This window comes from Candidatus Eisenbacteria bacterium, assembly GCA_016867715.1.
GTDB lineage: Bacteria > Orphanbacterota > Orphanbacteria > Orphanbacterales > Orphanbacteraceae > VGIW01.
Window position 1 is genome coordinate 25570 of the sequence record VGIW01000009.1, and the last position, 22676, is coordinate 48245.

Consider the following 22676-nt stretch of genomic DNA (forward strand, 5'->3'; position numbering starts at 1 on the left):
CCCGGGACAGGTCTCATTCATTATATTCGAGATTCGGACAAAGCCCTCGCGGACAAGGAGGAATCGGACTCATGGCTCGAACCCCATCCACCATGCTCCCCCTCGGAACCGTCGCTCCCGCATTCCGTCTTCCCGATACGAACGGGAACCTCGTTTCGCTCGACGACGCGAAAAAGGCCCCGGGCTTTCTCGTGATCTTCCTCTGCAACCACTGCCCGTTCGTAATCCATGTTCGGCATGAGATCGCGAGGCTCGCCGCCGAATACCGCGCGAAAGGGATCGCGGTCTTCGGCATCAACTCCAACGACGCCGAGAAGTACGCGGACGACAGCCCGGAGCGCATGCGGGAAGAAGCCGCTCGTGTCGCCTACACGTTCCCCTATCTCTTCGACGAGACGCAGGAGGTCGCGAAGGCCTACCGCGCCGCCTGCACTCCCGACTTCTTCCTCTTCGACCGCGACCGCCGCCTCGTCTATCGCGGACAGATGGATGGAGCGCGTCCCGGGAACGACGTCGCCGTGACGGGCAAGGATCTTCGAGCCGCGCTCGACGCCGTGCTTCGCGGCGATCCGGTCTCCGAGGAGCAGCTCCCCAGCCTCGGATGCAACATCAAATGGAAGCCGGGGAACGAACCGGATTATTTTAGATAGAAACGGTTCTCCGTATCGTCCGAAAGAGGCTCGAGCCGATCCCCGCCGAGCTCTTCCCTATGTGCCGGCACCTTACCCAGAGCCAGAAGGCATGCGCGGCGTTGCCGATGAGCACGGCCGCTAGGCCGAATTGAAGACCCGTCACCGTTCCGTTTCGCACGCCGACCCAGAGAACAAGCGAGGTCAACGCCAGATAGAGAGCCATCGCCTCGGTGATCGCCCGCGTGCGATGCGCGTGCACCAGGCGTCCTTGGAAGAAACTGTGAAGAACGCTGAACGCGGGCATGAGAAGGGCGATCCAAAGCGCGCTCTCTGCCAGCCCGACGAGGCTCGCATCGAGGGCCGAGACGCTCGCGAACCAGAATCGTCCAAGAGGCGTCGCCGTCACGAGAAAGAGCCCGAGAGTGACCGCCCCCGCGAGAAGAAACGTGAAATCGAGGAGCGCCTTTCGCGCGCCCGGCCGGTCAAGCGCGACCACCACGACCTCGTTGAAGGCGAAGCCGACCGATCGGAGTGTGAAGACGAGACCGTTCAGCACGGGCCACACGGCGAGCGAGTCGATCGCGCGCGGCATGCGGCTCATCGCGGCGCTCACGATGGGGAGGGCGAGCATCGTGAAGAGGGGCGTGATCGCGAGCGGAATGTAGAAGCGGACGAACCGACGGAGCGTGAGCGGATCCGCCGCCGGAACGGCCTCCGCGAGAGGACCGCGCACAACGCCGCGAGAGACGATGCCGGCGTAGATCGCTTCGGTCGTCACCCCCGCGACCACCGCCAGTGTTCCCACGGCGATCCCTGGGAGGCTTCTGGCCCAGTAACCGGCCGCGAGCACCACGACGTTCGTGAGGAGCCGGATTCCGGTCCCGATCCCGACGGCTCGCGAACGTCCGAAGCGGATGAGAAGCCCCTGCTGGAAGCGCCGGTAGGCGATCATCGGCGTCCAGGGGGTCAAGATGAGCATGCCGATGCGCGCGGGGCGGCGAATCTCCTCGGGGACACCGAGAAGCCGATCGACGACGATCGAGTAGAGAGGCGTGGCGGAAACAAGAAGGTGCACGGCGCCGAGCGTGAGGGCGGCGCGGATCATGAACCGGCGAAGACGAAGGTAGGACTCCATGTCTCTGGAGAGAGCCGTCGATGCAGCGAGAAGCATGATGATCGGAGCTTCGATGACGAGCGAAATAGGGAAGACGACGCCGCCGTAAGCGGCGAGATGGACGTTCGGCTCCGGGAGGCGCGCCATGACGGCGCTCACCGCGGGAAGCTCGAGCCCCATCATGAGCCAGCTCGCAGCAAGCGGCCACCAAATCGCCGCGAGATCTCTCTGCGTGACCGGTCGTTCCTCGGCCGCGGGCTTTGAGTTCGTTTCGGTCATGCGCGCCGATTCTCCGATCCATGCGGACAAACTGCGGGTAATCTTATCGCATGGACGACCGGTCGGCGTGGGATTCCTTGCAACGGGAGATCGTGAGCTGCGAGAAGTGTCCGCGTCTTCGCGCGCACTGCGTGGAGATCGGCCGCGTCCGCCGCAGCGCGTACCGTGATTTCGATTACTGGAGCAAGCCGGTCCCGGATTTCGGGGACCCGCGGGCGAGGCTGCTCCTCGTCGGGCTCGCTCCCGGAGCGCACGGAGCCAACCGCACCGGGCGCATGTTCACGGGCGATCGCTCCGGAGATTTCCTCTTTCGAGCGCTACACGAAGCCCGCCTCGCGGACGGGCCCGTCTCGATTCGCCGGGGCGACGGACTCGCGCTCCTCGATTGCGCGATCACCGCGGCCGTCCACTGCGCTCCCCCCGACAACCATCCCACCGGGGAAGAGCGGAAGCGCTGCTTTCCGTACCTTGTGCGGACGATCGAGTCGATGCCCCGTCTGCGGGCGCTTGTCGCCCTCGGCGCGATCGCATTCGAATCATGCATCAGACTCTATCGCACGAAGGACCGGCTCGAGGGCATCCCTTCCCCTCGCTTTGCGCACGGGGCCTTCTTCCGGTTTCCCGGAGCTCCCGCGCTCTTCGCCTCCTACCATCCGAGCCAGCAGAACACGTTCACGGGACGTCTGACGATGCAGATGCTGGTCGAGGTCCTCGCGGCTGCCGCTGCGCACGCGCGAGGCGCCGCCGAGGAGATCCGCTGATGCCGAGCCGAGCCGGCTCCCCGATCCTCCTCGTCGGGTCGCTTCTTTCGACGGCGGTTCTTCTCATCTGCTTTGCGCCCCGCGCAAGCGCGGAACCGGTGGTTTGGACCGTGCGCCTCTCCGCCGGCGGCGCCCTCAACCTTCCGACCCACCTCGCCGTCGAACAAGAAGGCGAGCCGGAGATCCGCCTGACCGCGCGCTATGACACGCGCGCCTTCGAACCGCCGATCTACTACTCGCTCCGTTTGGCTCGCGAGGACGCGCGCGGCGCGTGGGAGATCGAGCTCGTCCACCAGAAGCTTCGCCTTCGTCGTCCCCCGCCCGAGATCGAGCGCTTCGAGATCAGTCACGGCTACAACTTCCTCCTCCTCGGGAGATCGTGGTCCGGGCATCCGGCGGTCCTTCATCTCGGCGCCGGACCGGTGATTGCTCATCCCGAAACGACCGTTCGCGGTCGAACCATCCCGCCGGGCGAGGGGATCCTCGGGGAGGGCTATTACCTTTCGGGTTTCGGCCTGCAGGTCGCGGCGGAGAGAAAGTCCCGACTTGTCGCCGGATTCCGGCTCGCCGCGGAGGCGAAGCTCTCGATCGCGTGGGCGCGCGTGCCGATCGCTGACGGACGCGCGAGCGTCCCGAACGCCGCCTTCCACGCGCTCGCGGGGATCGAGCGCGCATTCTAGTCCGAAACGCGCACTCCGCTCCCCGAGGCGGTTCTCATCTCCGAAGCGCCAGCGCGAGAAAAAAGCAAGCGGCCTGCGTGAGAATGATCATCGCGCCGCTCGGCACGTCGAGACGATACGAGACGGCGAGACCGACCGCGGTCGAGAGGACGCCGAAGGCGATGGAGAGAAGCGTCATGCCGAAGAAGGTGCGGGCGATGAGACGCGCCGACGCCGCAGGAATCACGAGGAACGCGGCGACGAGCATGATCCCCACGACCTTGACGGCGACGACCACCGCCACCGCGATGAGGAAGGAGAGAACGTAGTCATCCCTGCGGACGTTCACGCCGTCCGCCTCGGCGAGATCCCGGTCGAACGTCGCGTACGCCCAGCGGCCCCAGAATGGAATCGCCGCGAGCGCGAGAAGCGCGACCCCCGCGCTCATCCAGAGATCGACCGCGTTCACGGCGAGGATCGAACCGAAGAGAAGCGCGAAGGCGTCTTCGGTGTAGCGCTGGTGGAGGGCGAGGAAGAGAACCCCGAGCGCGACGGAAACCGCGAAGAAGATGCCGGTCGCCGTGTCCCCGGCGAGATACGTCCGATCCCTGACCAGCGTGATGGCGAGCGCGACGAGAACGGTGAAGGGGAGCGCGACCCAGAGCGGCTGCACACCGAGGAGAATCCCGAGCGCCACCCCTCCGAACGCGGCGTGCGCGAGGCCGCTTCCGAGAAAGCTGAGACCCCTTTGCACGACGAAGACCCCGAAATAGCTCGAGAGGAATCCGACGAGCACTCCCGCGAGCAGCGCCCTCTGCATGAACGGAAAGCTCCACATCTCAAACATCCGCCGGCCCTCCCGAGCCGCGCAGCTTGTCGTGCAGGTGGCCGAGGTGGCCATACGCTCTGCTGAGCGTCTTCTCCGTCAGCGCTTCCGTGGGGGGACCGAACCCGATTAGTCTTCGGTTCAGAACGAGGACGTGGCTCGAATGGTACGAGGCGACTTGCCAATCGTGCGTGACGATGAGGAGCGTCGCCTGCGTCGCGGCCCGGTACTTCTCGAGGCAGGCATAGAAGTCCTGTTCGCCGACCGCGTCGATCCCCGTGACCGGCTCGTCGAGGAGGATGAGCCTCGGCTCTCCGACGAGACACCGCGCGAGGTAGACCCGCTGCATCTCCCCCCCCGAGAGAGAAGCGATCCGCTTCCGGGCCAAATGCTCGGCGGCCACGAGCCGGAGCGCGGCGAGCGATTTCTCCCGTTCCTCTCGGCCCGCCGGCCCGGGCCAGCGTCCCTTGAGTCCGGAAAGAACGAGCTCGATCGCGATCGACGGAAAGCGGCGGTCGAGAGTCTTGATCTGGGGGACGTAGGCGATCCGCCGCGCGGAGTTCTTGCCGGGAGGCGCCCCAAAGACACGGACGGCTCCTCGATGAAGCGAGGCGAGCCCGAGGAAGACCCGAAGGAGCGTTGTCTTCCCCGCCCCGTTCGGCCCGACGATGCAGAGCAACGCCCCTTCCGGGACGGAGAAGGTGAGATCTTCAAGGATGAAGTGTTCTCCGGAACGGACGGCGGCTCCCTCCACCTCGACGGCCGGAGGTTTCATCGTCCCTCTCCCGCGATCCCGTCCGCGATCGCGAAGAGCAGTTCCTCATAGGTTTCCTTCCCGGGGACTCCGCCGAGCGGGTCGATCACGCGAACGGAGAGACCGGTCGACTCCGCGACAAGGTCCGCGGCCCTTCGGGAAAGCTGTGGAAGCGCTACGATCATCGAGGCGTTCCTCCGGGGCGCCTCGCGGATCGCGCGCGCGAGGTCCTTCGCCGTCGGCTCTTTTCCTTCGACGATCTCGATCACGCCCGCGAGGGGAATCCCATAACGGTGGAGGAAGTAGCAGAGAAACGGGTGCGAGAGGACAACCCTGCGGCCGCGGACCGGGGCGATCCTCCTCTCGATCTCGACGTGGAGCGAGTCGAGACGCGCTTCGAGCGCTCTCGCGTTCGCGAGGTAGACCTCTTCGCCTTCCGGGTCCGCCTCGATCATCTTCTCGGCCAGCCTCGGAACGACGGCGCGGACGGCGATCGGATCGGTCCAGAAGTGCGGATCCGTTCCGAAGCTATGGTCGTGCGTTCCAGGCGTCGGCTCGTGGGAATGATCCTCTCTCTCTCCGGCGTCTTCCTCTCCCTCCGCCGGGAAGTCAAGAAGGAGTGAATCGGGAACGAGCGAGAGGATATGGACCTTTCTCTTCGCGGGGATCGAGGCTGCCCATCCGTCCAGGAGCCGGTCCACATAGAAGAACACGAGAGCCTTCTCGACGCCGCGGATGTCGGACGGCCTCGGCTCGTGCGTGTGGGGAGACGCGCCGGCCGGCAAGAGCCACGACGCGCTCGCCCGCTCTCCCGCGATGCTCGAGAGGATGTCGGCGATCGGCGGGATGGTCGCAACGAAGCCGGAACCCGGCGGGATGTCCGCTTGACGGGTCTCCGCGAGGGAAGCTCCGGAAAGAGCAAGAAGAACGAAAGCGATTCCGAGAAGCGATTTCATTAGTGTCTCCCGCAAGATCTCGGGCCGAGCTCGCGGACCGCGTGGCGGGGTTTCGCGATTCGTTGTCCCGTCCGTGCTTTGCGCGATCCGAGGACCCCGGGCCGTTTCCCGCCGATCAGCTGATTCGAAGAACGGCGGCGCCCTCCAGGCGTCCTTCGCGGAGATCGCGGAGAGCGTCGTTCGCATCCTCAAGCGTATACGCTCGCACGCGCGCCCGCACGGGGATTTGCGCGGCGAGAGGAAGAAACTCGAAAGCGTCGCTTCTCGTGAGGTTGGCGACCGACACGATCTCCCGCTCCTCCCAGAGAATCTCGTAAGGAAAGGACGGGATGTCGCTCATGTGGATTCCGGCGCAGACCACGCGTCCGCCGCGGGCGACCGCGCGGAGCGCGGCGGGGACGAGCGCGCCGACCGGAGCGAAGAGGATCGCCGCATCGAGAGGGACCGGAGGCTTCTCGTCCGCGCCGCCCGCCCAGACCGCCCCGAGAGAGAGCGCGAACGCTTGCGCCTTCTCGTCGCCCGGCCTCGTGAACGCGTACACTTCGCGCCCTTGGTGCCGCGCGACCTGCGCGACGATGTGGGCCGCCGCGCCGAACCCGTAGAGCCCGAGCGCGCGAGCATCCCCCGCCTTCACCAGAGACCGATACCCGATGAGCCCCGCGCAAAGGAGCGGAGCTGCCTCCACGGAATCGTATCCTTCGGGAATGGGGAAGCAGTACCGATTGTCGGCAAGAGCGAGCTCCGCGAAACCGCCGTCGATCTGGTAGCCGGTGAAGCGCGCCTCGCCGCAGAGGTTCTCCCGCCCGCTCCGGCAATACGGGCAGACGCCGCAGGTACGCCCCAGCCAGGGAACTCCGACCCGATTCCCTTCCCGAAGGCCGTCGACTCGCGCCCCGCGCGCCGCGACGACGCCGACGATCTGGTGACCGGGAACGAGGGGAAGCTTCGGATCGGCGAGATCGCCGTCGACGATGTGGAGATCGGTCCGGCACACTCCGCAGGCGAGAACGCGGACGAGAACTTCCTCGGAGCCCGGGGACGGTTCGGGAAGATCGACGAGCCGGAGCGGCGCCCCGATCTTCTCGAGGACCATACCCTTCATCGATCAACCTTTCTCCCCTCGAGCGGGAAGGTTCCGCCTACTCGGGCTTCAGCTCCGACCCGAGAAGGCTGTGCGGAACGAGGAAGATTGCGAACATGACCAGCGCCGCCGCGAGGACAAATCGCCGCGCGTGTCTACCCTTCCGCAGAGACCGAAGCGCAAGAATCCACGCGATGAACGCGATCAGAGTCTTGTTGTCGGTGAGATCGTATCCGACCGGAAAACCGGTCCAGAAGCTTCCGAACGCGTACTTCTGGACGATCGGCCCGAAGAGAAGACCGCCGAGGAAGAGCAGAACGGCCGTCCACCACGAGAGTGCCGCGAGGCGAGTCTCCTTTCGAAGCGCCGCGATCCCGGCCGCGTTGGAGAAGAGCATCGCCGCGAACATGAAGAGAACGTGCGGCGCCAGCGCCCAAGCGGGAACGGCCCCCTTGAAACGCGTCACGGCGGTCCCCCTCTCCGGAACGCGGACCGTGCGGCTTCCATCGGTCAGCTCCACTCGGTACTCGATCTTCCCCGCCGGCGGTTGATGCGGGAGCGCGCCTTCGAGGCGCTCGCCGTTTCGCGCGAGCTCGATCGACCGGAACTCCTCGCGCGTCGGATAGCGCCTCCAAAGAATCCGGCCGGTCACCTCGGGTCCGGCGTTCTCGATCACGACCGGCTGGTCTCCTTCGCCCCCGTGCGAGCGGTGGAGGACGACTCGAAGCAGGCCGCGCCCCACGGCGGCATCCTCCGCCAGCGGAACCGTCGGGCCGGTCTTGCGCTGGAAATACGCCGCCCCGAACGTGATGAGAAGCGCGAGCAACCAGTGAAGCATGCGGAGACACCTCCTGCCGCGTCCGGGCGATGACGGGGGGTGGCACGAGCCTCACGAAAGATAGACGAAGAGCCGCGCGAGGACAAGCCGATCCGCGCTACTTGGCGGCGGCCGTGTCCGGCGGCGCTTCCCTCTTCTTCTCGCGGCCGAGGAGATCCTTGAGAGGACTCTTCTCCCCGGTGAGGAGGTTGTCGATCGCTCCCTTGACCTTGTCGTCCGAGTTGAGCTTCTGGAGAAGATCGCCCAGATTCCGGACCCCCGCGTGCGAGGCGGTCTTCGCGGCATCGTAGGTGAGAACGGGTTCTTTCGCCGTCCCGGTCAACCGAAAGTCGAGGAGGATCCGTCCCGATTCGTCCGCGAAGAGACCGGCAAGAGTCGTCTTCTCCCGATACCGCCTCGAGACCGCTTCCGAAAGAAGAACCGAGATCCCGTAGTCGAGGGTTCCGTCGAAGCCGACCGCGCCCGAGATGTTCCAGTCGGCGTCGGGCGAGGCGATGACGAGATCGTCGAGGCGGAGCTTCCCGTCCGCGACCGAGAAAGCGGACCACATCTCGCGGAACCGGACGTCCTTCATCTCGCCCAAACCGAGAAAGCTCGACAGACGGCCGAGAGCCGGGAGGTTCCGGATCGACCCGTCCTTCGCGCGCACGTTTCCGGAAGCCGACAGATGACGGAGGAGTTCCTCTTCGGTGAGGCCGCTCCCCTCCCATTCCGACTCCATCTCGAAGCGGCCGAAGAGAACGTCGCGCGCCGGCGTGAGGCTCGAAAGGAAGTCATTCGCCTCGAGATCCTCGGCTCGCGCGCGGAAGCGATAGATCGCCTCGCCCGGGCCGCCGATCTCGACGCGCGCGTTTCCGGAGACCGAGCCGCGATAGACCTTCGCCGCGAGATCGGTGAGGTCGATCTCTCCCGGAGGGACGACGGAGATCTTTCCTTTGAGCGAGGAGAGGGGAATCCGGTAGGCGATCGCGCTGTCCGCGGCAAGCGTTCCGGAGAGAACGCCGTCCTCGACTCGAAGATCGGACGCGGCCTTCCGCACGCGCACCCCGCCGAAGACACCGTGCGCGAGATCGAGTCGAATCGTGCCGCTTCCTTTCTCGATATCGAGCCGCGCGTCCGCGCCGGCGAGAACGTTCACGCCGGTGAGAAGGGTGTCGATTCGAATCCGTCCTGCCGCGTCGATGGGCGGAAGGGGCGGGAGAACGAGCGGGACCTCCCCCGGCTTCGGAGCGGGCGCGCCCTCCTCGGGCGCAGGGAGAAACGCGTTGAGATCGATCTTCTGCGTGCGAAGATCGAACTCCGCCGAGAGCGCTCCGAGAGGGTTTCGGATGGATCCGGAAAGGATTGTGGGCGAACCATTGAAATCAAAATGAAATGCGCTCGTCTCCGCGGTCTCCCCCCGGAGCGCGATCCTTCCGTGTCCGTTCTCGACCTGAATCGGCGGCTCCTCGGACGCGGCGGAAAGGTTCTCCGCATCGATCGCGCCGTTTAGCGAGAGGCCCTCCGGAGTCTTCGCCGGTCCGTTCGCTCGGATGTCGAGCTTCAACCTTCCGCCGGCGCGGAGCTTCTCGGGTAGGAGACCCGCCGCGGCGAGCGCATCGAGATCAACCTCCCCGTTCACGGAGAGATCGAGAATCGGGTCCTCATAGTGGGCGACGGTCCCGCTCACCGCGAAGGGCTTTCCCGCGACCTCGGCGGTGAGGTTCTCGATGACGGCTTTCTCCTCCGTCGCCTCGATCCGACCCGCGAGGCGTTCGATCCTTCCCGGATAGAGCTTGTTCCGAACTTCCAGGCCCCCGAGAGAGAGAGCGATCCGATACGAGACCGGCTCCCCGGCGGCGAACCGCACCTCCCCCTCCACCGCAAGCGGACCCGATCCCTCGAAACCGCCGGCGCGTTCCGCGGGGAGAAGCGAGAGGATCTCCTCGAGGCGGATCTCCGGAGTCGCGAGAGTGAACGCGCCTCGCGGGGCCTCGGGGATTCCCGACACCTCGCCTTCGAGAGAGAGGGAGAGCTTCCTCGCCGAGACGGCAAGATCGCGAACACGAGCGGTCCCCGCGGCCGGGCTGTATTCGACCTCGTATTCGGCGCTCACCGGACCGAACCCGCCCGCGTATCCGATCGCGCCGAGCCCGGGCGCGTAGAACCGGCCTGCATGAACCGTCCCTTCCGCGACGAGCGGTCCCCCGCGCGCCCCGAGACGAAGCGCGGTCCGCGCGGAGACGCTGTCGAGAAGGAAGTCCGCTCCGGCCGCGCGGTCGATCACCCGAACCATTCCCTCCTCGATCTCGGCGGACGAAAGAAGGAGGGTGAACGAGGCGGCGAGGTCTGTTTCCGGCCGGGCGGGAGGAGGCGCGGCGGGCGCTCCCTCCTTCGCCGGCGGTTTCTCTTCGACCACGAGAGCCACATCGATTCCTCTCGCCGCGACCCGGGCGATCTCGATCCTCCGGGAAAGAAGGGGAAGAAGGCGCATGGAAACCTTCGCCTCTCGAAGGTCAATGAGCGGAGGATCTTCAGCCGCCCGATTCGCGACGCGAAGCCCGCGGACCTCGATCCCGAGCGGGAAGAGCGAGATCCGGGCGTCGTCGAGGGAGACCTCGGAGCCGAGCGCCTCGCTCGCTTTCTCGACCGCCAGACGGCGCACTTTTTCCGGGGGAAAGAAGACGCGGACGGAGAGAACGGCGCCGACCGCGAGAACGAGAACCACGACCGCGACAATGCCGACCGCCTTGCGCATGATCACGCCTCCGCGAGAAGGTTTCCGCTTCGAGCAGGAGAAAACCCGCCGCGGGTTCCCGGCGTCTTCCGGAAACCCGCTTCCCCGCACAATGGAAACACCGCCCGGCGCGAAAGGCACCCGTTTTTTCGCTCCGGGTTTCTTTGCTGGGAAGCGCCGGATGGGGGATAATCCGGTGAAAAGGACCGAGCGGCTCGTGAACGAGGAGGTGGAAGATGCCGACGTTCGTCCTCATGACCCGTCTCGCCCCCGACGCGCTCAAGGACGCGGAGGGACGGAGAAGCAGGGGAAAGGCCTGGATGCAGAAGGTGAAGAGCGCGTGCCCGAACGTGAAGTGGATCGCGCACTACGCGCTCCTCGGCCCGTACGATTTCATGGACATCTACGAGGCGCCGGACGTGGAGACGGCCCATCGAGTCTCGCTGATCTCGCGCGCGGAGGGAGCGCTCACCGCCGAGAGCTGGGAGGCGATGCCGTACGAGAGCTTCCTCAAGCTGATGGAGGGCCTTAGCGTCTAGCCTGGACTATGCACGCGTTTCCTGCTGCGGCCGCGGATCGCGATTCCGTCAGCGCTTGGGCTTGTAGCGGTCCTTTTCGGCGAAGAAGTCGATCGCCCGAAAGAGCGCGGGGAACCTCGCCGAGTGGACGGCGCCTGCCGCGACGTGATAGGCGTCCCCGGCTCGATAGCGCTTCGTCTCTCCGCCGACGGTGAGCTCCATCTCCCCATCGAGGACGACGCCCCACTGCTCGCCGTGGCTGTGCGGGGAGACCTCGCCGATCGGCTCGATCTCGAGAAAGACGATCTGATGGTCATTCCCCTGCGAGATCCAGCCGCGGACGCCGGGGAACGGGATGTCCGCCTCGGGAAGGCTCTTGATCATCGGCGGGAACGCGCGCCCGTCCATCTTCTCTCCTCTCGTGAGGGTGCCGATCGAGTCTACCATAAGGAGAGCGGCCGGATCTCTGGCAAACCAACGGCTCCCTTAGGGGGGGCTTCGCGGAGGCAACGAAGATGAAATCGACTACCGAACGATTGACGTTCAATGTTCCCGAGCGGATGGCCTTCTTGAACATCACGCCTCAGGTCGAGGCGATCGTCGCGAAGAGCGGCGTGCAGGAAGGGCTTTGCCTCGTGAACGCGATGCACATCACCGCATCCGTCTTCATCAACGACGACGAGCCGGGACTGCACGAGGATTACCGGAGGTGGCTCGAAGAGCTGGCTCCGTTCGATCCTTCGCCGGAGCGCTACAAGCACAACCGGACGGGCGAGGAGAACGGCGACGCGCATCACAAGCGCCAGATCATGGGACGCGAGGTCGTCGTCGCGGTCACGAAGGGGCGCCTCGACTTCGGGCCCTGGGAGCAGATCTTCTACGGCGAGTTCGACGGCCGCCGCCCGAAGCGCGTGCTGGTGAAGGTGATCGGGGAGTAGGCGGAGGAGAAGCGGCTCTTCTTGCGGTTCTTGCTTCGGCCCGAAGGAACGATGCGCGCGTTTCTGCGGTTCGCCCCTCCCTTGACCCCCCTCCCTCCTTCCGGTACCCTCGTGGCTCGCGGGGGAGAACGCCGAAACTTATTGTTGCGGCGCGCGTTGGCGAGCGCGGGCGAGCGATCTCTGGGGGTGCAGCATGAGCCTTGTCGTCCGAGGAAGCGGTATGACCGTGGAGGACGTGGTCCGCGTTGCGCGCGGGCGCGAACCGATCGCCATCGATCCGGAGGCGGTCCGCCGCATCGAGAAGTGCCGCGCGATGCTTGATGCCAAAATTAAAGCGCGCGAGATCATGTACGGGGTCAACACGGGAATCGGCGAGTTCTCCGAGGTCGTCCTCTCCGATGAACAAACCGAGCTTTTCCAGCGCTACCTCATCTACAGCCACACGGCCGGATGGGGAGAGCCGTTCCCCGAGGAGATCGTGCGCGCGGCGATGCTCACGCGGATCAACGTGCATTGCCACGGCAACTCCGGGCAACGTCCGATCGTCACCCGAACGCTCGCCGAGATGCTGAACAAAGGGGTCACTCCGGTCGTCTTCCAGAAGGGGTCCGTCGGCGCGTGCGGCGACCTTTCCCCGATGGGGCAGATGGCCCTCGTGCTCCTCGGCGAGGGCGAAGCCTATTACAAGGGGAAGCGGATGCCGGGCAGACAGGCGATGGACGCCGCCGGGATCCCGACGATCGTCTATGAGGCGCGCGACGGCCTCGCCGTCATCAACGGTTCAAACGTCACGCTCGGCATGGGCTGCCTTCTCATCGACGAGATCGACAAGCTCCTACGCACGGCGGAAATTACCGCGGCGGTCACGCTCGAGGCGTTGAACGCGAACATGAAGCCGTACGACGAGCGGCTCCACGTTCTCCGCGGCTTTCCCGGGGCGGCGGCGAGCGCGCGGAACATCATGAAGGTCGTCCGCGGGAGCGCGTTCCTCGCGAGCAAAACGAAGAAGGTTCAGGACGCGTACTCGATGCGATCAACCCCCCAGGTCCTCGGCGCCGTGCGGGACGCGCTCAAGTACGCGCGCGAGCAGTTTCTCATCGAGCTGAACGGCGTCGGCGACAACCCGATCTTCATTCCCGAGGACAACCTCGTCCTCACCGGCGCGAACTTCCAGGGGACGCCGATCTCGATGCCGCTCGACCTTCTCGCGATCGGCGTGACGACCGCCTCGGTACTGTCCGAGCGCCGCATGAACCGGCTTGTGAACCCGGCGCTCAGCGTCGGTCTTCCCCCCTTCCTCACGAAGAATCCCGGCATGATGTCCGGGCTCATGCTCTCGCAGTACACGGCGGGCGCGCTGATCTGCGAGCAGAGGATCCTCTCGCACCCGGCGGCGACCGGATCGATCCCCGCCGCGGCCGACCAGGAGGACTTCGTCAGCATGGGGATGACCTCGGCGCACAAGCTCCGCACGATTCTCGACAACGCGTACGGCGTCCTCGCGATCGAGCTGATCGCGGGCGCGCAGGCGCTCGACTTCCGCGGCCAAGAATCGGGGCCCGGGGTGCGCGCCGCGCATGAGACGATCCGCAAGCATGTTCCGCGCCTCGAAGAGGACCGACCGCTCCACGAGGACAACAACCGGATGACCGAGGCGGTTCGTGCTTGGGAGATCTTGGACGCCGTCGAGAAGGTGGCCGGTCGATTGGAGTCGTGATCCGGGCGGCGGCGCCGGACGGACAGCCCTGAAAAGAGCCGGATCGGACCGGCCGAAGATCGCGGGAAATCCTTGCTTTTCCTCGCGGCGGTTCCGTGATATGATTGCCGGTGAAGAGAGGTGCGGCGCCTTTTCGGCCGGGTGCCCTACGTTAGAAGTTCCATGGGTCCTTCCTGTAGCGCTTCCCCCGATTTCCGTCAGGTGTCTGATCGTCCTCTCGTGTCCTGTCGTCTCGGCATCGGCGCCGCGGCGGCGAGCTACTCCCAAGACGTTCCATCGCGCGCGAGGACGTCGACTCAACAGGAGAGAACATGACGAAGATCTATGTCGGCAACCTTCCCTTCACGGCCACGGAAGACGAAGTGCGCTCGCTCTTCGAGAAGCATGGTGCCGTCCACTCGGTCAACCTTGTCACGGACCGCTACACGGGGCAGCCGCGAGGCTTCTGCTTCGTGGAGATGGACGACAACACGGCCCAGGCCGCGATCAGCGCGATCAACGGCTACGACATGGGCGGGAGGTCCCTGAAGGTCGACGAGGCGAAGCCGCGCCAGGGCGGCGGGGGCGGCGGCGGCAGAGGCGGCGGCCGAGGGGACAGAGGGAACCGCTGGTAGGTTCGAACTTCCGAGCGAAGAGAGCGGGGGCGCGGGATGCGTTCCCGCTCTTTCTTTCGTTGCGATCCCGATGCGCGAGTAGAAGGCGGGCGGCCGAGCCGCCGGAGCGTGTGATAGGATGAGCGTCGGGCTCGGACATCGACCGCGTCTCGATCGGACAGGGAAGAGGTCGCGAATGAAGCAATGCGGACGCTTTCTTCTTGCCGGTCTTGCCGCCGCGCTGGTTCTCTCGTGCGGAGGGAAGCCAGAGGTCGTCGAGACCCGCTATCCCGACGGCCGCCTGCGCGTGCGCCGCGCCGTTCGCCTCGACGAGGACGGAAGGCAGGTCAATCACGGGCCGTACATCGCCTGGCATCCGAACGGTCAACAAGAAACCAAGTGCGAGTACCGCGCGGGGAAACGCTACGGCCGCTTCACGTATTGGCATGCGAACGGCGTCAAGGCGCGCGAGGGCGCGTACCGCGACGGCAAAGAAGAGGGGCTTTGGGTGCGCCGGCATGAGAACGGCGCCAAGAAGTCCGAGACCTTCTTTCGGAACGGACGAGAAGAGGGAACATACACCGCGTGGCACCCCGACGGAACCAAGGCCGAAGAGGGCGAGTTTCGAGAGGGGATGCGGGAGGGTCTCTGGACGACCTACGACGCGAGCGGATCGAAAACATCCGAGCGGTTCTTCCGCGGAGGCGTTTCCGAGTAGACGCGCGCGCTGCAGAAAAGGGGACGGCGGCGGATCGCGCGACACATCAATCGGTTGCGAGCGGCGGTTCGGAAAGCAACCGAGACGATGCAACACTTCTGCCCCTCCGCGCGTCTCTTGCGGTGGAACCGGTCGTGCGCCCCGGAGCGGCATCCGAGATGAACCCCAGGACGTGGACCTCCCGATGAGCGAAGAACATCGCGACTGGATTTGGCGCGTCATCATCATCGGTGTGTTTGCGCTCGTGCTTGCGTACTCCGGCGTCTTCCTTGCGCGCGAGTACACAAAGGTCGCCCGCTTCGTCCGAATGGGGGACATCTGGAGCTTCGTCGCCCTCGCGGCGCCGGGCCCGGCGGTCTTCACCGAGGTTTCCAACCAGGACTTCGTCGGCGCGCCGTATCCATCGCCCGGCGATACGCTCCTCGAGTTGAACGGCCTGCCGGCGACGGCGCGGAACTACTTCAGCACCTTCAACACGGAGACGCCCCCGGGAAAGGTGATCCCGATCCGCTTCCGCAGTCGGGGAGTGGATCATGAAAACCAGGTCATCACGCGGTCGATTCCCGGCCTTCTCCGTTTTCAGGTGGTGAGCCTCTTCATCCTCAGGACTCTCCTCACGCTCGCTCTCGTGTTCGTCGGTTTCTGGGCGTTCGCGCGGAGGCCGATCTCGCCCCCCGTGCGGACACTCGCTCTTTTCAGCTTCGCGACGGCGGTCGGCATGCTCCAGCAGCGCGTCGTGATCGCTGAGGAGTATGCCTCCTTCGAGATCCCGTACGCGAACCTCCTTAGGCTCGCCTTCGCCGCGCTCGCGTTCTTCGCGCCTGTTTTCTATCTCAAGCTTCTCCTCGTCTTTCCGAGGACGAACTCGTTCTACGCCGCCCACAGGAAAGCGGTGAACGCCCTCCTTTTCCTTCCGGGATGCGCGCTCTTCGCGCTCGCCCTCGCCGATCGGATCGGGCTCGCGGGTCTCGTGGCGGTGCACGGAACTCTCTTTCTCCTCCTCGGCTCCTTTCTCCTTGTCCGGAGCTTCGCACGGGCGGAGAGCTTCGTCGCGTGACGTCAAACGCGCCTCGTTCTCTTCGGATCGATCCCCGGACTCGTTCTCTACGGTCTTCTTCCGTGGGTCGTCTTCCTGGCACCGAACTGGCTCGCGAGCCGGTCGGCGATCGCGCAACTCTGGTTCTTCAACGCGACGTTTCTTCTCCTCCTCCTCATTCCCCTCTCCTTCGCATACGCGTTCGGCAGATACCGTCTTCTCGAGGTCGAGGCGAAGGTCCGGCGCGGCACGCGCCTCGTCGCGATCAACGCGATCTTTCTCGCCGCGGTTTTCGCGATCCTCTATCTCTTCGGCGAGCTGATCCTGAAGCAGTTCTCGGTCGAAAGCCGGACTCCGACCCTAGTGGTCGGGTTGATCCTCGCGATGGGCTTCATCCCCGCGCAGCGAAAGGTCCGGCACATTCTCGAGGATCGCTTCTATCCCGAGCGCGCTCGGCTTCGGGCGCTCCTTCGCGATTTCCTGCAGACCGCGGAGAGGCGAACGGCCGACGCGGCGGCTTTCTGGAACGAGCTCTCTCGCAGGCTCGCCGCCGGGCTCTCCGCGGATGACGTGCGCCCCATCCTCCGCCGAGAGAGCCGCGAGTCGACCCCGAACGGAAACGGAACGAGCGCGTTCGAGATGCTCGACGATCTGGTGGGACGACTCGGGACCGGGGACAGTCCGCTTCTCGTGGACGAGCTTGTCGCGAGCGGCCGGGTCTCCATGAGCGAGGGAGAGAGGCGATGTCTCTCGGAGGAACGAGCGGCCGTCCTTCTTCCCCTCTTCGCTCGTTCGGAACGAATCGGTTTCCTCCTCCTCGGCCGAAAGACGAACGGAGAGGACTACTCGCCGGAGGAGCTCGACCTCCTCCGATCCCTCGCGGCGCAGATCGCTCTCGCCGCGGAAAACTTCGAGCTGTTCGAGGAGAAGCTGGAGAAGCAGAAGCTCGAGGAACAGATCGGAGTCGCCCGCCGCATCCAAGAAGGGCTCCTTCCGCGCGTCTTCCCGGAGACGCCCGGGCTCCGGCTCGCGGCGCGGATCCGGTTCTGTTTGGATGTGGCGGGGGACTATTACGACGTCCTCTCCCTTCACGACGGGCGCACCTTGCTCGCGATCGGCGACGTGGCCGGGAAGGGGATCGGCGCCGCGCTCCTCATGTCGAACCTTCAAGCATCTCTTCGAACCATCAAGGATCTCGAGATCTCGCTCGCGGACGCCGTCCGCCGAATCAACGGGCTCATCCGCGAGAACACGCCGCCCGATCTCTTCATCACCTTCTTCGTCGCGATCATCGATCCGAGGAGCGGCGCCGTCTCCTACGTCAACGCGGGGCACAATTTACCGGTGCTCGTTCGGTCGGACGGACGCGTGGAGAGGCTTGGGCTCGGCGGGATTCCTCTCGGCATCCTGCCGGATGCGCCCTATGAGGAGGGGAGAACCGCGCTGAAGCGTGGGGAAACGCTCCTTCTCTTCACCGACGGGGTGAGCGAGGCGATGCGGCCGACGGACGAGGAGTTCGGCGAGGAGAGGATCGCGAGCCTCGCAGCCGCACACGCGAGCCGCGGGCCGGACGAGATCGTCGAGCGGATCGAGCGCGAGGTGGAAACCTCTACCGGGCTCGCCTCGTTCGGCGACGACTTCACGCTCCTCGCCGCGGTTCCGGTCTGAGCATTGGTGACTGGTTACGAAACTCGCCAGGATCTGATCTGCCGGCGCGGGTTTCTTCTCTCGGTCTGGACGAACGCTGCGCGATCCACAGGGATGTGCGACAAAGGACTTCCGAACGGCGTCCCCGGAAGATCGCCGGGAATATCCCGAACTTCCCCGAACGAACAAGACCGCCGCGCGCCGACGGCGGTCTCCGAGCGGGAACGATCAAGAGGGAAACGGCTTTTGTTCTAGCCCAAGTTGGGCACGCATCTTCGTCGCGAGGCCGCGATCCGCAGCCGGAGCAGGAGACGCGCGCACAATCTCGGCTAACTGATCTTCCCCTTCTTGTAGAGGTAATGGTCGCCCCTGTTCTCGACCGCGATCATCCGCGTCTTGGGGAACCGATCTTCGCACTGCGAGATGAAGTCCCGGTAGCGCCCCGAGTTCGTTCCCCCGTGCATCGGGAAGAAGACGGCGGGCTCGAGCGTCTCGAGAGCGTACTCGACGCCGAGCCGCACCGCTTCCTGATCGCCGAACCCGCATCCCGCGATCGGCAAGAAGGCGATGTCCGGACGAACGCCGAGACCGGCGAGCCAATCGATCTCGGCCTTGTAGGGCCCCGAGAAGTCGCGCCTCCGGTTGGCGTGGTCGCCCGGGTGGAGGATCGTCACGCCGTCCACCTCGACGAGAAAACCGGCGCCACTGTCGTTCGACTCGATCGCGGAGACCTTCATTCCGTCGATCTTCCTCGTGTCGCGCGGCCCGACGAACTCGTAGCCGGACGCCGAATCCGGGCGGAAGCCGAAGACATACGTGATCTTCTTCACCTGGTCGCGCCAATCGAACACGGCGGGACTGTAATGATCGCCGTGCGCGTGGCTCGCGAAGACATCGACGCGCGCTCCGGCGATCTCCTCATGATTGATGTGACCGTTCGCGAGGCTCGGCTCGTCGCAAGGCGGTACGAATGGGGCGTAGTCGAAGACGAGAAGATGGTTCTTCGTGCGGACCGCCCATCCGGAATGGCCGAGATACCATACCGACGCCTCCCGCTCTTGCAGCACGGGAGCGTCGGCGAGACGTCCGTTTCCGTCAAGAGCCCCGCCCGGATCCGCGCCGGAGGCGACGAGTCGATCCGCCACTGCGCGGTGACCGTAGCGCGAGGCGTACGTCCCTCGGCATCCCGCGCGCGCGCCGAGGCCCCGCGCGCGAGCAGAAGATCGACGATCCCGCCGCGGCCGTGTATCGCCGCGACGTAGAGAGGGGAACGATCAGATTTCTTCTCGGCGGCTCCGACATCCGCTCCCGCGTCGAGGAGAATTGTCGCGACCTCAACATGCCCCCGATCGACCGCAGCGAGAAGCGGGGGCGATCCGGTTGTGTCCCGATGGCTCGGATCGGCGCCGACGTTGATCAGGAGCCGCGCGATCTCCGCGTTCCCTTGCCACGCGGCCGGAAAGAGAGGCGTCAAACCCCTCGGATCCGCCGAGGTGGGATCGGATCCTCTCCGGAGAAGAGTACGGACGGATTCGATCTTCCCCCCGAAAACCGCCGAGAGAAGAGGCGTCGCGCCGTGCTCGTCGGCAAGAGTCAGGTCGGCGCCCCGATCGATCAGGAGATCGATCATCTCGGGGCTCCGCCCCTGCGCCGCCCAATGAAGAGGCGTCGTCCCGTCCTCGGCCGCCGCGTTCACATCGGTCCCTCGCAACATCAGCCCGTCGAAGAGACCTCGGAGTCCTCTTGACGCGGCGAAGTGAAGAAGCGTGTACCCTCCGCGATCCCTGAAGTTGAGGTCCGCTCCGGCATCGAGAAGAAGGCGGATCACCGTCGTGTCCCCTCCCGCCGCGGCGAAGCTGACTGAGTACGCGCCGTTCTTGTCCCTGCGGTTCACATCCGCCCCTCGCGAGAGGAGAAACTCCACCATCTGAGGACGGCGCTGAACGGCCGCCACGTGGAGCGGCGTGCTCTCGTCCGAATCGAAGCCGTCCACGGCCGCGCCGGCGTCGACGAGGACTCGGGCGATCTCGACTTGACCGAAGGCGGCGGCGACGGATGCTCGATTCGCCATGGCGGGATTCCTCTTCGGTTCGGGTTGCGCAGGGAACGGGAACGAGCTCAGGCCGGCCTCTCGGCCGAAACGACTCCCGGCGAGCCGGACTCGCTCACACCCTAGAGACGATAGAGAGATGGGCTTCGCTCAAAGAGAAACAGGGCCGGCGGGTCTTAGAAAGCGAAAAGGCCCGGGGCTCGCCCGGGCCTCCCGCGTCGCTCACGAGAAACTCCTATCGCAAGAGCACCATGCGCTTCGTCTCTTCCTGCCCGTTCCAGCGGAGCCGGTAGAAATACACGCCGCTCGAAACGGACCGGCCTCTTTCGTCGAACCCATTCCAGGTCACGGCGCGCGCTCCGGGCCCTTCCGGACCGTCGACGAGCACGCGAACGAGGCGGCCCGAGAGATCATAGACACGTAAAGAGACCGGAAGCGCGCCGGCCCCTTCCGGAATCGTGTAGGCGATCCGCGTCGATGGATTGAACGGATTCGGGACGTTTCTCGCGAGGACCGCGCGCGAGGCCGCGCGGGGAGCATCGGAAGCGATCTCGGTCTCGACCTCCTCGTACGTCACGAGCGAGAAGTCGTCGACGCCGGCTTCGATGACCGACATATACCCCTCGTCGCTCGCGATGAATCGAAAGCGGACCTCGGAGGTAAGAGGGATGAAGTCCGACAGGTTCCGCTCGACGAACTGCCAGCGCTGATCGCTCTTCCCGTCCGTCTCGATCCGCACCCAAGAGACTCCACTATCCGAGGAAACGTCCACCACCCATTCGTCCGGATCGAGAAAGCCGGTGTTGTTCGAATACCAGCGATAGTACCGAACCCGCACGTTCGGATACGACGACAGGTCATAGACGGGACTGAAGAGCGTCGTCTTCCCCCCCTGGACCTCGTTCGCGCGCTGCGTCGACCCCGGAGGCGCGTTCCCCGTGACGAAGCACATCGTTCCCGGATCGGGCGTGTGGTCCTCGTCCGGAGCGACCGGGCCGTTCGGCCACCAGGTCCCGTTCGGGGCTGCACGCTCCCAAATCCCCTTCGTCGCGTCGTCGTCCGCGTCCCCGACAATCCACCCGCTCTCCTCCTCGAGCCCGTCCACCACGATCGGCGTGATCGTACCGACGAAGAACGTGTGTACGCTTTCCGGCGCGCCTTTCGGAACGACGAGCCGGTCTCCGTCCATGTCCCCCGCGACGAGGTAGTAATCGACGAACGTTCCGGATGGTTGCGGAGGAATGAACGCCTCGTATTCGTTCGGTCCGGCCGCAGGTGTAAGGACGAGGTCGCTCCATGCGCTGCTCGTCCGATACCGCACGAGGAGCGAATCCGGATTCAGCGAGCCGGAGGCGGTGATCGTCGCGAGAACTCGGTGCGGGTTCTCCGAGTCCTCCGTATGCGCGAGAGGAACGTGCTCGATCGCGATGTCGAAAGGCTCGGCCATCGTCGCCAGGAGCCCGACCGCCGCCCGTACCGAGCGTTCGGCGAGCGCCTCCGAGATATAGCTGATTCCGATCCTGTCGTTTGATGTATGAATATATGGCGAGTACTGGTTCGAATCTTCAAAGAAAAGGATCGCGTCGTAGCCGTGCCTCCAGAAGGACGCATGATCGCTGCTCGCGCCCCCCGGGATCGCTCCGTCCACGATCGAAAGCTCCGGCACGTAGACGCTCCCCACATCCATCACAAGATCCCGCATCCAAGTCGAGGCGACGTTCTTGACGATGTCAAGATCGATCGCGTCGCCCGGCGCCACGTAGCCGATCATGTCGGCGCAGACGACGCCGATAACGTCGTCGCCGTCGTGCGCGGCGCGCGCGGCGAATGCCTCGCTCCCGACGAGTCCGACCTCCTCCCCTCCGAAGGCGACGAACACGAGCGTGTGGTTGAACGTATACCGGCTCAGAATGCGCGCACACTCGATCACGAGAGCGGTCCCCGACGCGTCATCGTCCGCGCCGGGGCAGTAGTTGTGGTTCCCAGTGATCGAATCGTAGTGGCCGCCGACGAGAACGATCTTGTCCGGGTCCTTCACGCCGGGGATCACGGCCACAACGTTGTGCTTGATGTCCGGATCGAACCAGTGGAAGTAAACGCTGTCGATTCCGAACGATTCGAACTTCGCCTGGATCCAGCTCGCGGCGGCGGCGCAGCTGTCGTGGCGGCAGTACCGGGTACGGAAGTCCTGGAGACGCTGGACGACGGCGGAGACCTCCGCGATCGAAACGGAATCCACCATCTCCTGGACGAGCGGATCGGCGGTCAGCCTCTTGGCGGCGCGAGGAGCCTCTTCCGCGGACCGGACGCGCGCCGGATCCGTGAAGACGCGCGCGATCTCGAAACCGACCGCGGCGAGCGCCTCCGCCTCTTCAGGCTCGGCGCGCACGAGCGCGTCGATCCCATCGCTATAGAGAACCCGCACGGCCGTGGAGACGGCGGCGAGACCCTTCGCGTCCCGAACAGACACCGTGTAAAAGGTTTTTGTATCCATCGAAACGTCCGCGATCTCGTGTTCGATCCCAAGCTCCTCAAGACGGGCGATCTCTCTCGGACCGGCCGCGACGATGAGAAACCGATCCATGTCGCGGAGGATCGTGACGCCCTCGTCTTGCAGACGGGCGGCGAGACCAGGGGGAGCCTCGACGACGACGACGAGAGCTTTGTTCGCGGATGAGGCCGCGGCGAGCGATGCAAGACCAAGAAGAAGCGCGGCGACGAGGCCTTTCAGCATCGGAATGACCCTCCTCATATGCCCGGGATCCCGTTCCGGGACGTTCCAGTTAACGTCTTATTATAGCAAAAGTTACGGGCCGCGGCCAACCCCAAACCTTCCTCCGGGG

General features: G+C 65.4%; 21 protein-coding genes. 10 read left to right on the forward strand and 11 right to left on the reverse strand.

Annotation, left to right across the window (positions count from 1 at the left end):
• The first annotated feature begins 71 nt into the window (after positions 1 to 71).
• Complete coding sequence (locus tag FJY73_03240; protein MBM3319673.1) at positions 72 to 650, forward strand: thioredoxin family protein; 579 nt, start codon at positions 72 to 74, stop codon at positions 648 to 650.
• Here the strand turns inward: FJY73_03240 and FJY73_03245 are convergent.
• On the reverse strand, positions 643 to 2025 hold the full coding sequence (locus FJY73_03245) for a hypothetical protein (GenBank protein ID MBM3319674.1): 1383 nt from the start codon (positions 2023 to 2025) through the stop codon (positions 643 to 645). The genes FJY73_03240 and FJY73_03245 overlap by 8 nt on opposite strands.
• A gap of 50 nt (positions 2026 to 2075) precedes the next feature.
• On the opposite strand from FJY73_03245, the gene FJY73_03250 reads away from it, so the two are divergent.
• Together FJY73_03250 and FJY73_03255 are read left to right on the forward strand one after the other, a co-directional pair.
• Positions 2076 to 2786 carry a uracil-DNA glycosylase gene (locus FJY73_03250; protein MBM3319675.1) on the forward strand — a complete coding sequence of 237 codons (711 nt, stop codon included), beginning with the start codon at positions 2076 to 2078 and terminating at the stop codon, positions 2784 to 2786.
• A complete protein-coding gene (locus FJY73_03255) occupies positions 2786 to 3466 on the forward strand; it encodes a hypothetical protein (GenBank protein MBM3319676.1) in 681 nt (226 codons plus the stop codon). The genes FJY73_03250 and FJY73_03255 overlap by 1 nt, the downstream gene beginning before the upstream one ends.
• Before the next feature lie 34 nt (positions 3467 to 3500).
• Here the strand turns inward: FJY73_03255 and FJY73_03260 are convergent, their stop codons facing one another.
• The 6 genes from FJY73_03260 to FJY73_03285 all read right to left on the reverse strand — a co-directional run bounded on the left by FJY73_03260 (position 3501) and on the right by FJY73_03285 (position 10637).
• The gene (locus tag FJY73_03260) at positions 3501 to 4292 is read right to left on the reverse strand and encodes a metal ABC transporter permease (GenBank protein ID MBM3319677.1); all 792 of its coding nucleotides are present in this window, start codon (positions 4290 to 4292) and stop codon (positions 3501 to 3503) included.
• Complete coding sequence (locus FJY73_03265) at positions 4285 to 5046, reverse strand: ABC transporter ATP-binding protein (protein MBM3319678.1); 762 nt, start codon at positions 5044 to 5046, stop codon at positions 4285 to 4287. Before FJY73_03265 ends, FJY73_03260 begins: the two co-directional genes overlap by 8 nt.
• Positions 5043 to 5981: a zinc ABC transporter substrate-binding protein gene (locus FJY73_03270; GenBank protein MBM3319679.1), complete on the reverse strand. Its 939-nt coding sequence runs from the start codon at positions 5979 to 5981 to the stop codon at positions 5043 to 5045. The genes FJY73_03265 and FJY73_03270 overlap by 4 nt, the downstream gene beginning before the upstream one ends.
• A gap of 115 nt (positions 5982 to 6096) precedes the next feature.
• On the reverse strand, positions 6097 to 7083 hold the full coding sequence (locus tag FJY73_03275; GenBank protein ID MBM3319680.1) for a zinc-dependent alcohol dehydrogenase family protein: 987 nt from the start codon (positions 7081 to 7083) through the stop codon (positions 6097 to 6099).
• Between the two features lie 37 nt (positions 7084 to 7120).
• Positions 7121 to 7900 carry a hypothetical protein gene (locus tag FJY73_03280; GenBank protein MBM3319681.1) on the reverse strand — a complete coding sequence of 260 codons (780 nt, stop codon included), beginning with the start codon at positions 7898 to 7900 and terminating at the stop codon, positions 7121 to 7123.
• Between the two features lie 97 nt (positions 7901 to 7997).
• The gene (locus FJY73_03285; GenBank protein ID MBM3319682.1) at positions 7998 to 10637 is read right to left on the reverse strand and encodes an AsmA family protein; all 2640 of its coding nucleotides are present in this window, start codon (positions 10635 to 10637) and stop codon (positions 7998 to 8000) included.
• Between the two features lie 215 nt (positions 10638 to 10852).
• Here FJY73_03285 and FJY73_03290 point away from each other — a divergent pair, with 215 nt between their 5' ends.
• A complete protein-coding gene (locus FJY73_03290; GenBank protein ID MBM3319683.1) occupies positions 10853 to 11155 on the forward strand; it encodes a GYD domain-containing protein in 303 nt (100 codons plus the stop codon).
• Positions 11156 to 11203: 48 nt separating this feature from the next.
• On the opposite strand, the gene FJY73_03295 is transcribed toward FJY73_03290, so the two are convergent.
• Positions 11204 to 11542 (reverse strand): cupin domain-containing protein, encoded by a 339-nt coding sequence (locus FJY73_03295; protein MBM3319684.1) that lies wholly within the window; start codon positions 11540 to 11542, stop codon positions 11204 to 11206.
• 107 nt (positions 11543 to 11649) lie between these two features.
• Here FJY73_03295 and FJY73_03300 point away from each other — a divergent pair, with 107 nt between their 5' ends.
• From FJY73_03300 to FJY73_03325, 6 genes are all read left to right on the forward strand, one after another.
• Positions 11650 to 12072 carry a YjbQ family protein gene (locus tag FJY73_03300; protein MBM3319685.1) on the forward strand — a complete coding sequence of 141 codons (423 nt, stop codon included), beginning with the start codon at positions 11650 to 11652 and terminating at the stop codon, positions 12070 to 12072.
• Between the two features lie 193 nt (positions 12073 to 12265).
• Positions 12266 to 13789, forward strand: coding sequence for a histidine ammonia-lyase (locus FJY73_03305; GenBank protein MBM3319686.1), 1524 nt, complete (start codon positions 12266 to 12268; stop codon positions 13787 to 13789).
• Between the two features lie 311 nt (positions 13790 to 14100).
• On the forward strand, positions 14101 to 14403 hold the full coding sequence (locus FJY73_03310; GenBank protein ID MBM3319687.1) for an RNA-binding protein: 303 nt from the start codon (positions 14101 to 14103) through the stop codon (positions 14401 to 14403).
• A gap of 175 nt (positions 14404 to 14578) precedes the next feature.
• A complete protein-coding gene (locus FJY73_03315) occupies positions 14579 to 15100 on the forward strand; it encodes a toxin-antitoxin system YwqK family antitoxin (GenBank protein ID MBM3319688.1) in 522 nt (173 codons plus the stop codon).
• A 184-nt stretch (positions 15101 to 15284) separates the two neighbouring features.
• Positions 15285 to 16157, forward strand: a complete 873-nt coding sequence (locus FJY73_03320; protein ID MBM3319689.1) for a hypothetical protein — start codon at positions 15285 to 15287, stop codon at positions 16155 to 16157.
• A gap of 342 nt (positions 16158 to 16499) precedes the next feature.
• Positions 16500 to 17804 carry a SpoIIE family protein phosphatase gene (locus tag FJY73_03325; GenBank protein ID MBM3319690.1) on the forward strand — a complete coding sequence of 435 codons (1305 nt, stop codon included), beginning with the start codon at positions 16500 to 16502 and terminating at the stop codon, positions 17802 to 17804.
• Positions 17805 to 18112: 308 nt separating this feature from the next.
• On the opposite strand, the gene FJY73_03330 is transcribed toward FJY73_03325, so the two are convergent.
• The 3 genes from FJY73_03330 to FJY73_03340 form a co-directional block, all read right to left on the reverse strand.
• Positions 18113 to 18613, reverse strand: a complete 501-nt coding sequence (locus FJY73_03330) for a hypothetical protein (GenBank protein MBM3319691.1) — start codon at positions 18611 to 18613, stop codon at positions 18113 to 18115.
• Positions 18610 to 19854 carry an ankyrin repeat domain-containing protein gene (locus FJY73_03335; GenBank protein ID MBM3319692.1) on the reverse strand — a complete coding sequence of 415 codons (1245 nt, stop codon included), beginning with the start codon at positions 19852 to 19854 and terminating at the stop codon, positions 18610 to 18612. Before FJY73_03335 ends, FJY73_03330 begins: the two co-directional genes overlap by 4 nt.
• 214 nt (positions 19855 to 20068) lie before the next feature.
• Positions 20069 to 22567 carry a M20/M25/M40 family metallo-hydrolase gene (locus FJY73_03340; protein MBM3319693.1) on the reverse strand — a complete coding sequence of 833 codons (2499 nt, stop codon included), beginning with the start codon at positions 22565 to 22567 and terminating at the stop codon, positions 20069 to 20071.
• Between the last annotated feature and the right edge of the window lie 109 nt (positions 22568 to 22676).

Excerpts from the sequence above, each read along its gene's own strand:
- FJY73_03295 (MBM3319684.1), bottom strand. The coding sequence starts at position 11,542 with ATGGACGGGCGCGCGTTCCCGCCGATGATCAAGAGCCTTCCCGAGGCG.
- FJY73_03315 (MBM3319688.1), top strand. The coding sequence starts at position 14,579 with ATGAAGCAATGCGGACGCTTTCTTCTTGCCGGTCTTGCCGCCGCGCTG.
- FJY73_03340 (MBM3319693.1), bottom strand. The coding sequence starts at position 22,567 with ATGCTGAAAGGCCTCGTCGCCGCGCTTCTTCTTGGTCTTGCATCGCTC.
- FJY73_03285 (MBM3319682.1), bottom strand. The coding sequence starts at position 10,637 with ATGCGCAAGGCGGTCGGCATTGTCGCGGTCGTGGTTCTCGTTCTCGCG.
- FJY73_03270 (MBM3319679.1), bottom strand. The coding sequence starts at position 5,981 with ATGAAATCGCTTCTCGGAATCGCTTTCGTTCTTCTTGCTCTTTCCGGA.
- FJY73_03260 (MBM3319677.1), bottom strand. The coding sequence starts at position 4,292 with ATGTTTGAGATGTGGAGCTTTCCGTTCATGCAGAGGGCGCTGCTCGCG.
- FJY73_03305 (MBM3319686.1), top strand. The coding sequence starts at position 12,266 with ATGAGCCTTGTCGTCCGAGGAAGCGGTATGACCGTGGAGGACGTGGTC.
- FJY73_03300 (MBM3319685.1), top strand. The coding sequence starts at position 11,650 with ATGAAATCGACTACCGAACGATTGACGTTCAATGTTCCCGAGCGGATG.
- FJY73_03320 (MBM3319689.1), top strand. The coding sequence starts at position 15,285 with ATGAGCGAAGAACATCGCGACTGGATTTGGCGCGTCATCATCATCGGT.
- FJY73_03265 (MBM3319678.1), bottom strand. The coding sequence starts at position 5,046 with ATGAAACCTCCGGCCGTCGAGGTGGAGGGAGCCGCCGTCCGTTCCGGA.
- FJY73_03280 (MBM3319681.1), bottom strand. The coding sequence starts at position 7,900 with ATGCTTCACTGGTTGCTCGCGCTTCTCATCACGTTCGGGGCGGCGTAT.
- FJY73_03290 (MBM3319683.1), top strand. The coding sequence starts at position 10,853 with ATGCCGACGTTCGTCCTCATGACCCGTCTCGCCCCCGACGCGCTCAAG.
- FJY73_03245 (MBM3319674.1), bottom strand. The coding sequence starts at position 2,025 with ATGACCGAAACGAACTCAAAGCCCGCGGCCGAGGAACGACCGGTCACG.
- FJY73_03255 (MBM3319676.1), top strand. The coding sequence starts at position 2,786 with ATGCCGAGCCGAGCCGGCTCCCCGATCCTCCTCGTCGGGTCGCTTCTT.
- FJY73_03240 (MBM3319673.1), top strand. The coding sequence starts at position 72 with ATGGCTCGAACCCCATCCACCATGCTCCCCCTCGGAACCGTCGCTCCC.
- FJY73_03335 (MBM3319692.1), bottom strand. The coding sequence starts at position 19,854 with ATGGCGAATCGAGCATCCGTCGCCGCCGCCTTCGGTCAAGTCGAGATC.
- FJY73_03250 (MBM3319675.1), top strand. The coding sequence starts at position 2,076 with ATGGACGACCGGTCGGCGTGGGATTCCTTGCAACGGGAGATCGTGAGC.
- FJY73_03310 (MBM3319687.1), top strand. The coding sequence starts at position 14,101 with ATGACGAAGATCTATGTCGGCAACCTTCCCTTCACGGCCACGGAAGAC.
- FJY73_03275 (MBM3319680.1), bottom strand. The coding sequence starts at position 7,083 with ATGAAGGGTATGGTCCTCGAGAAGATCGGGGCGCCGCTCCGGCTCGTC.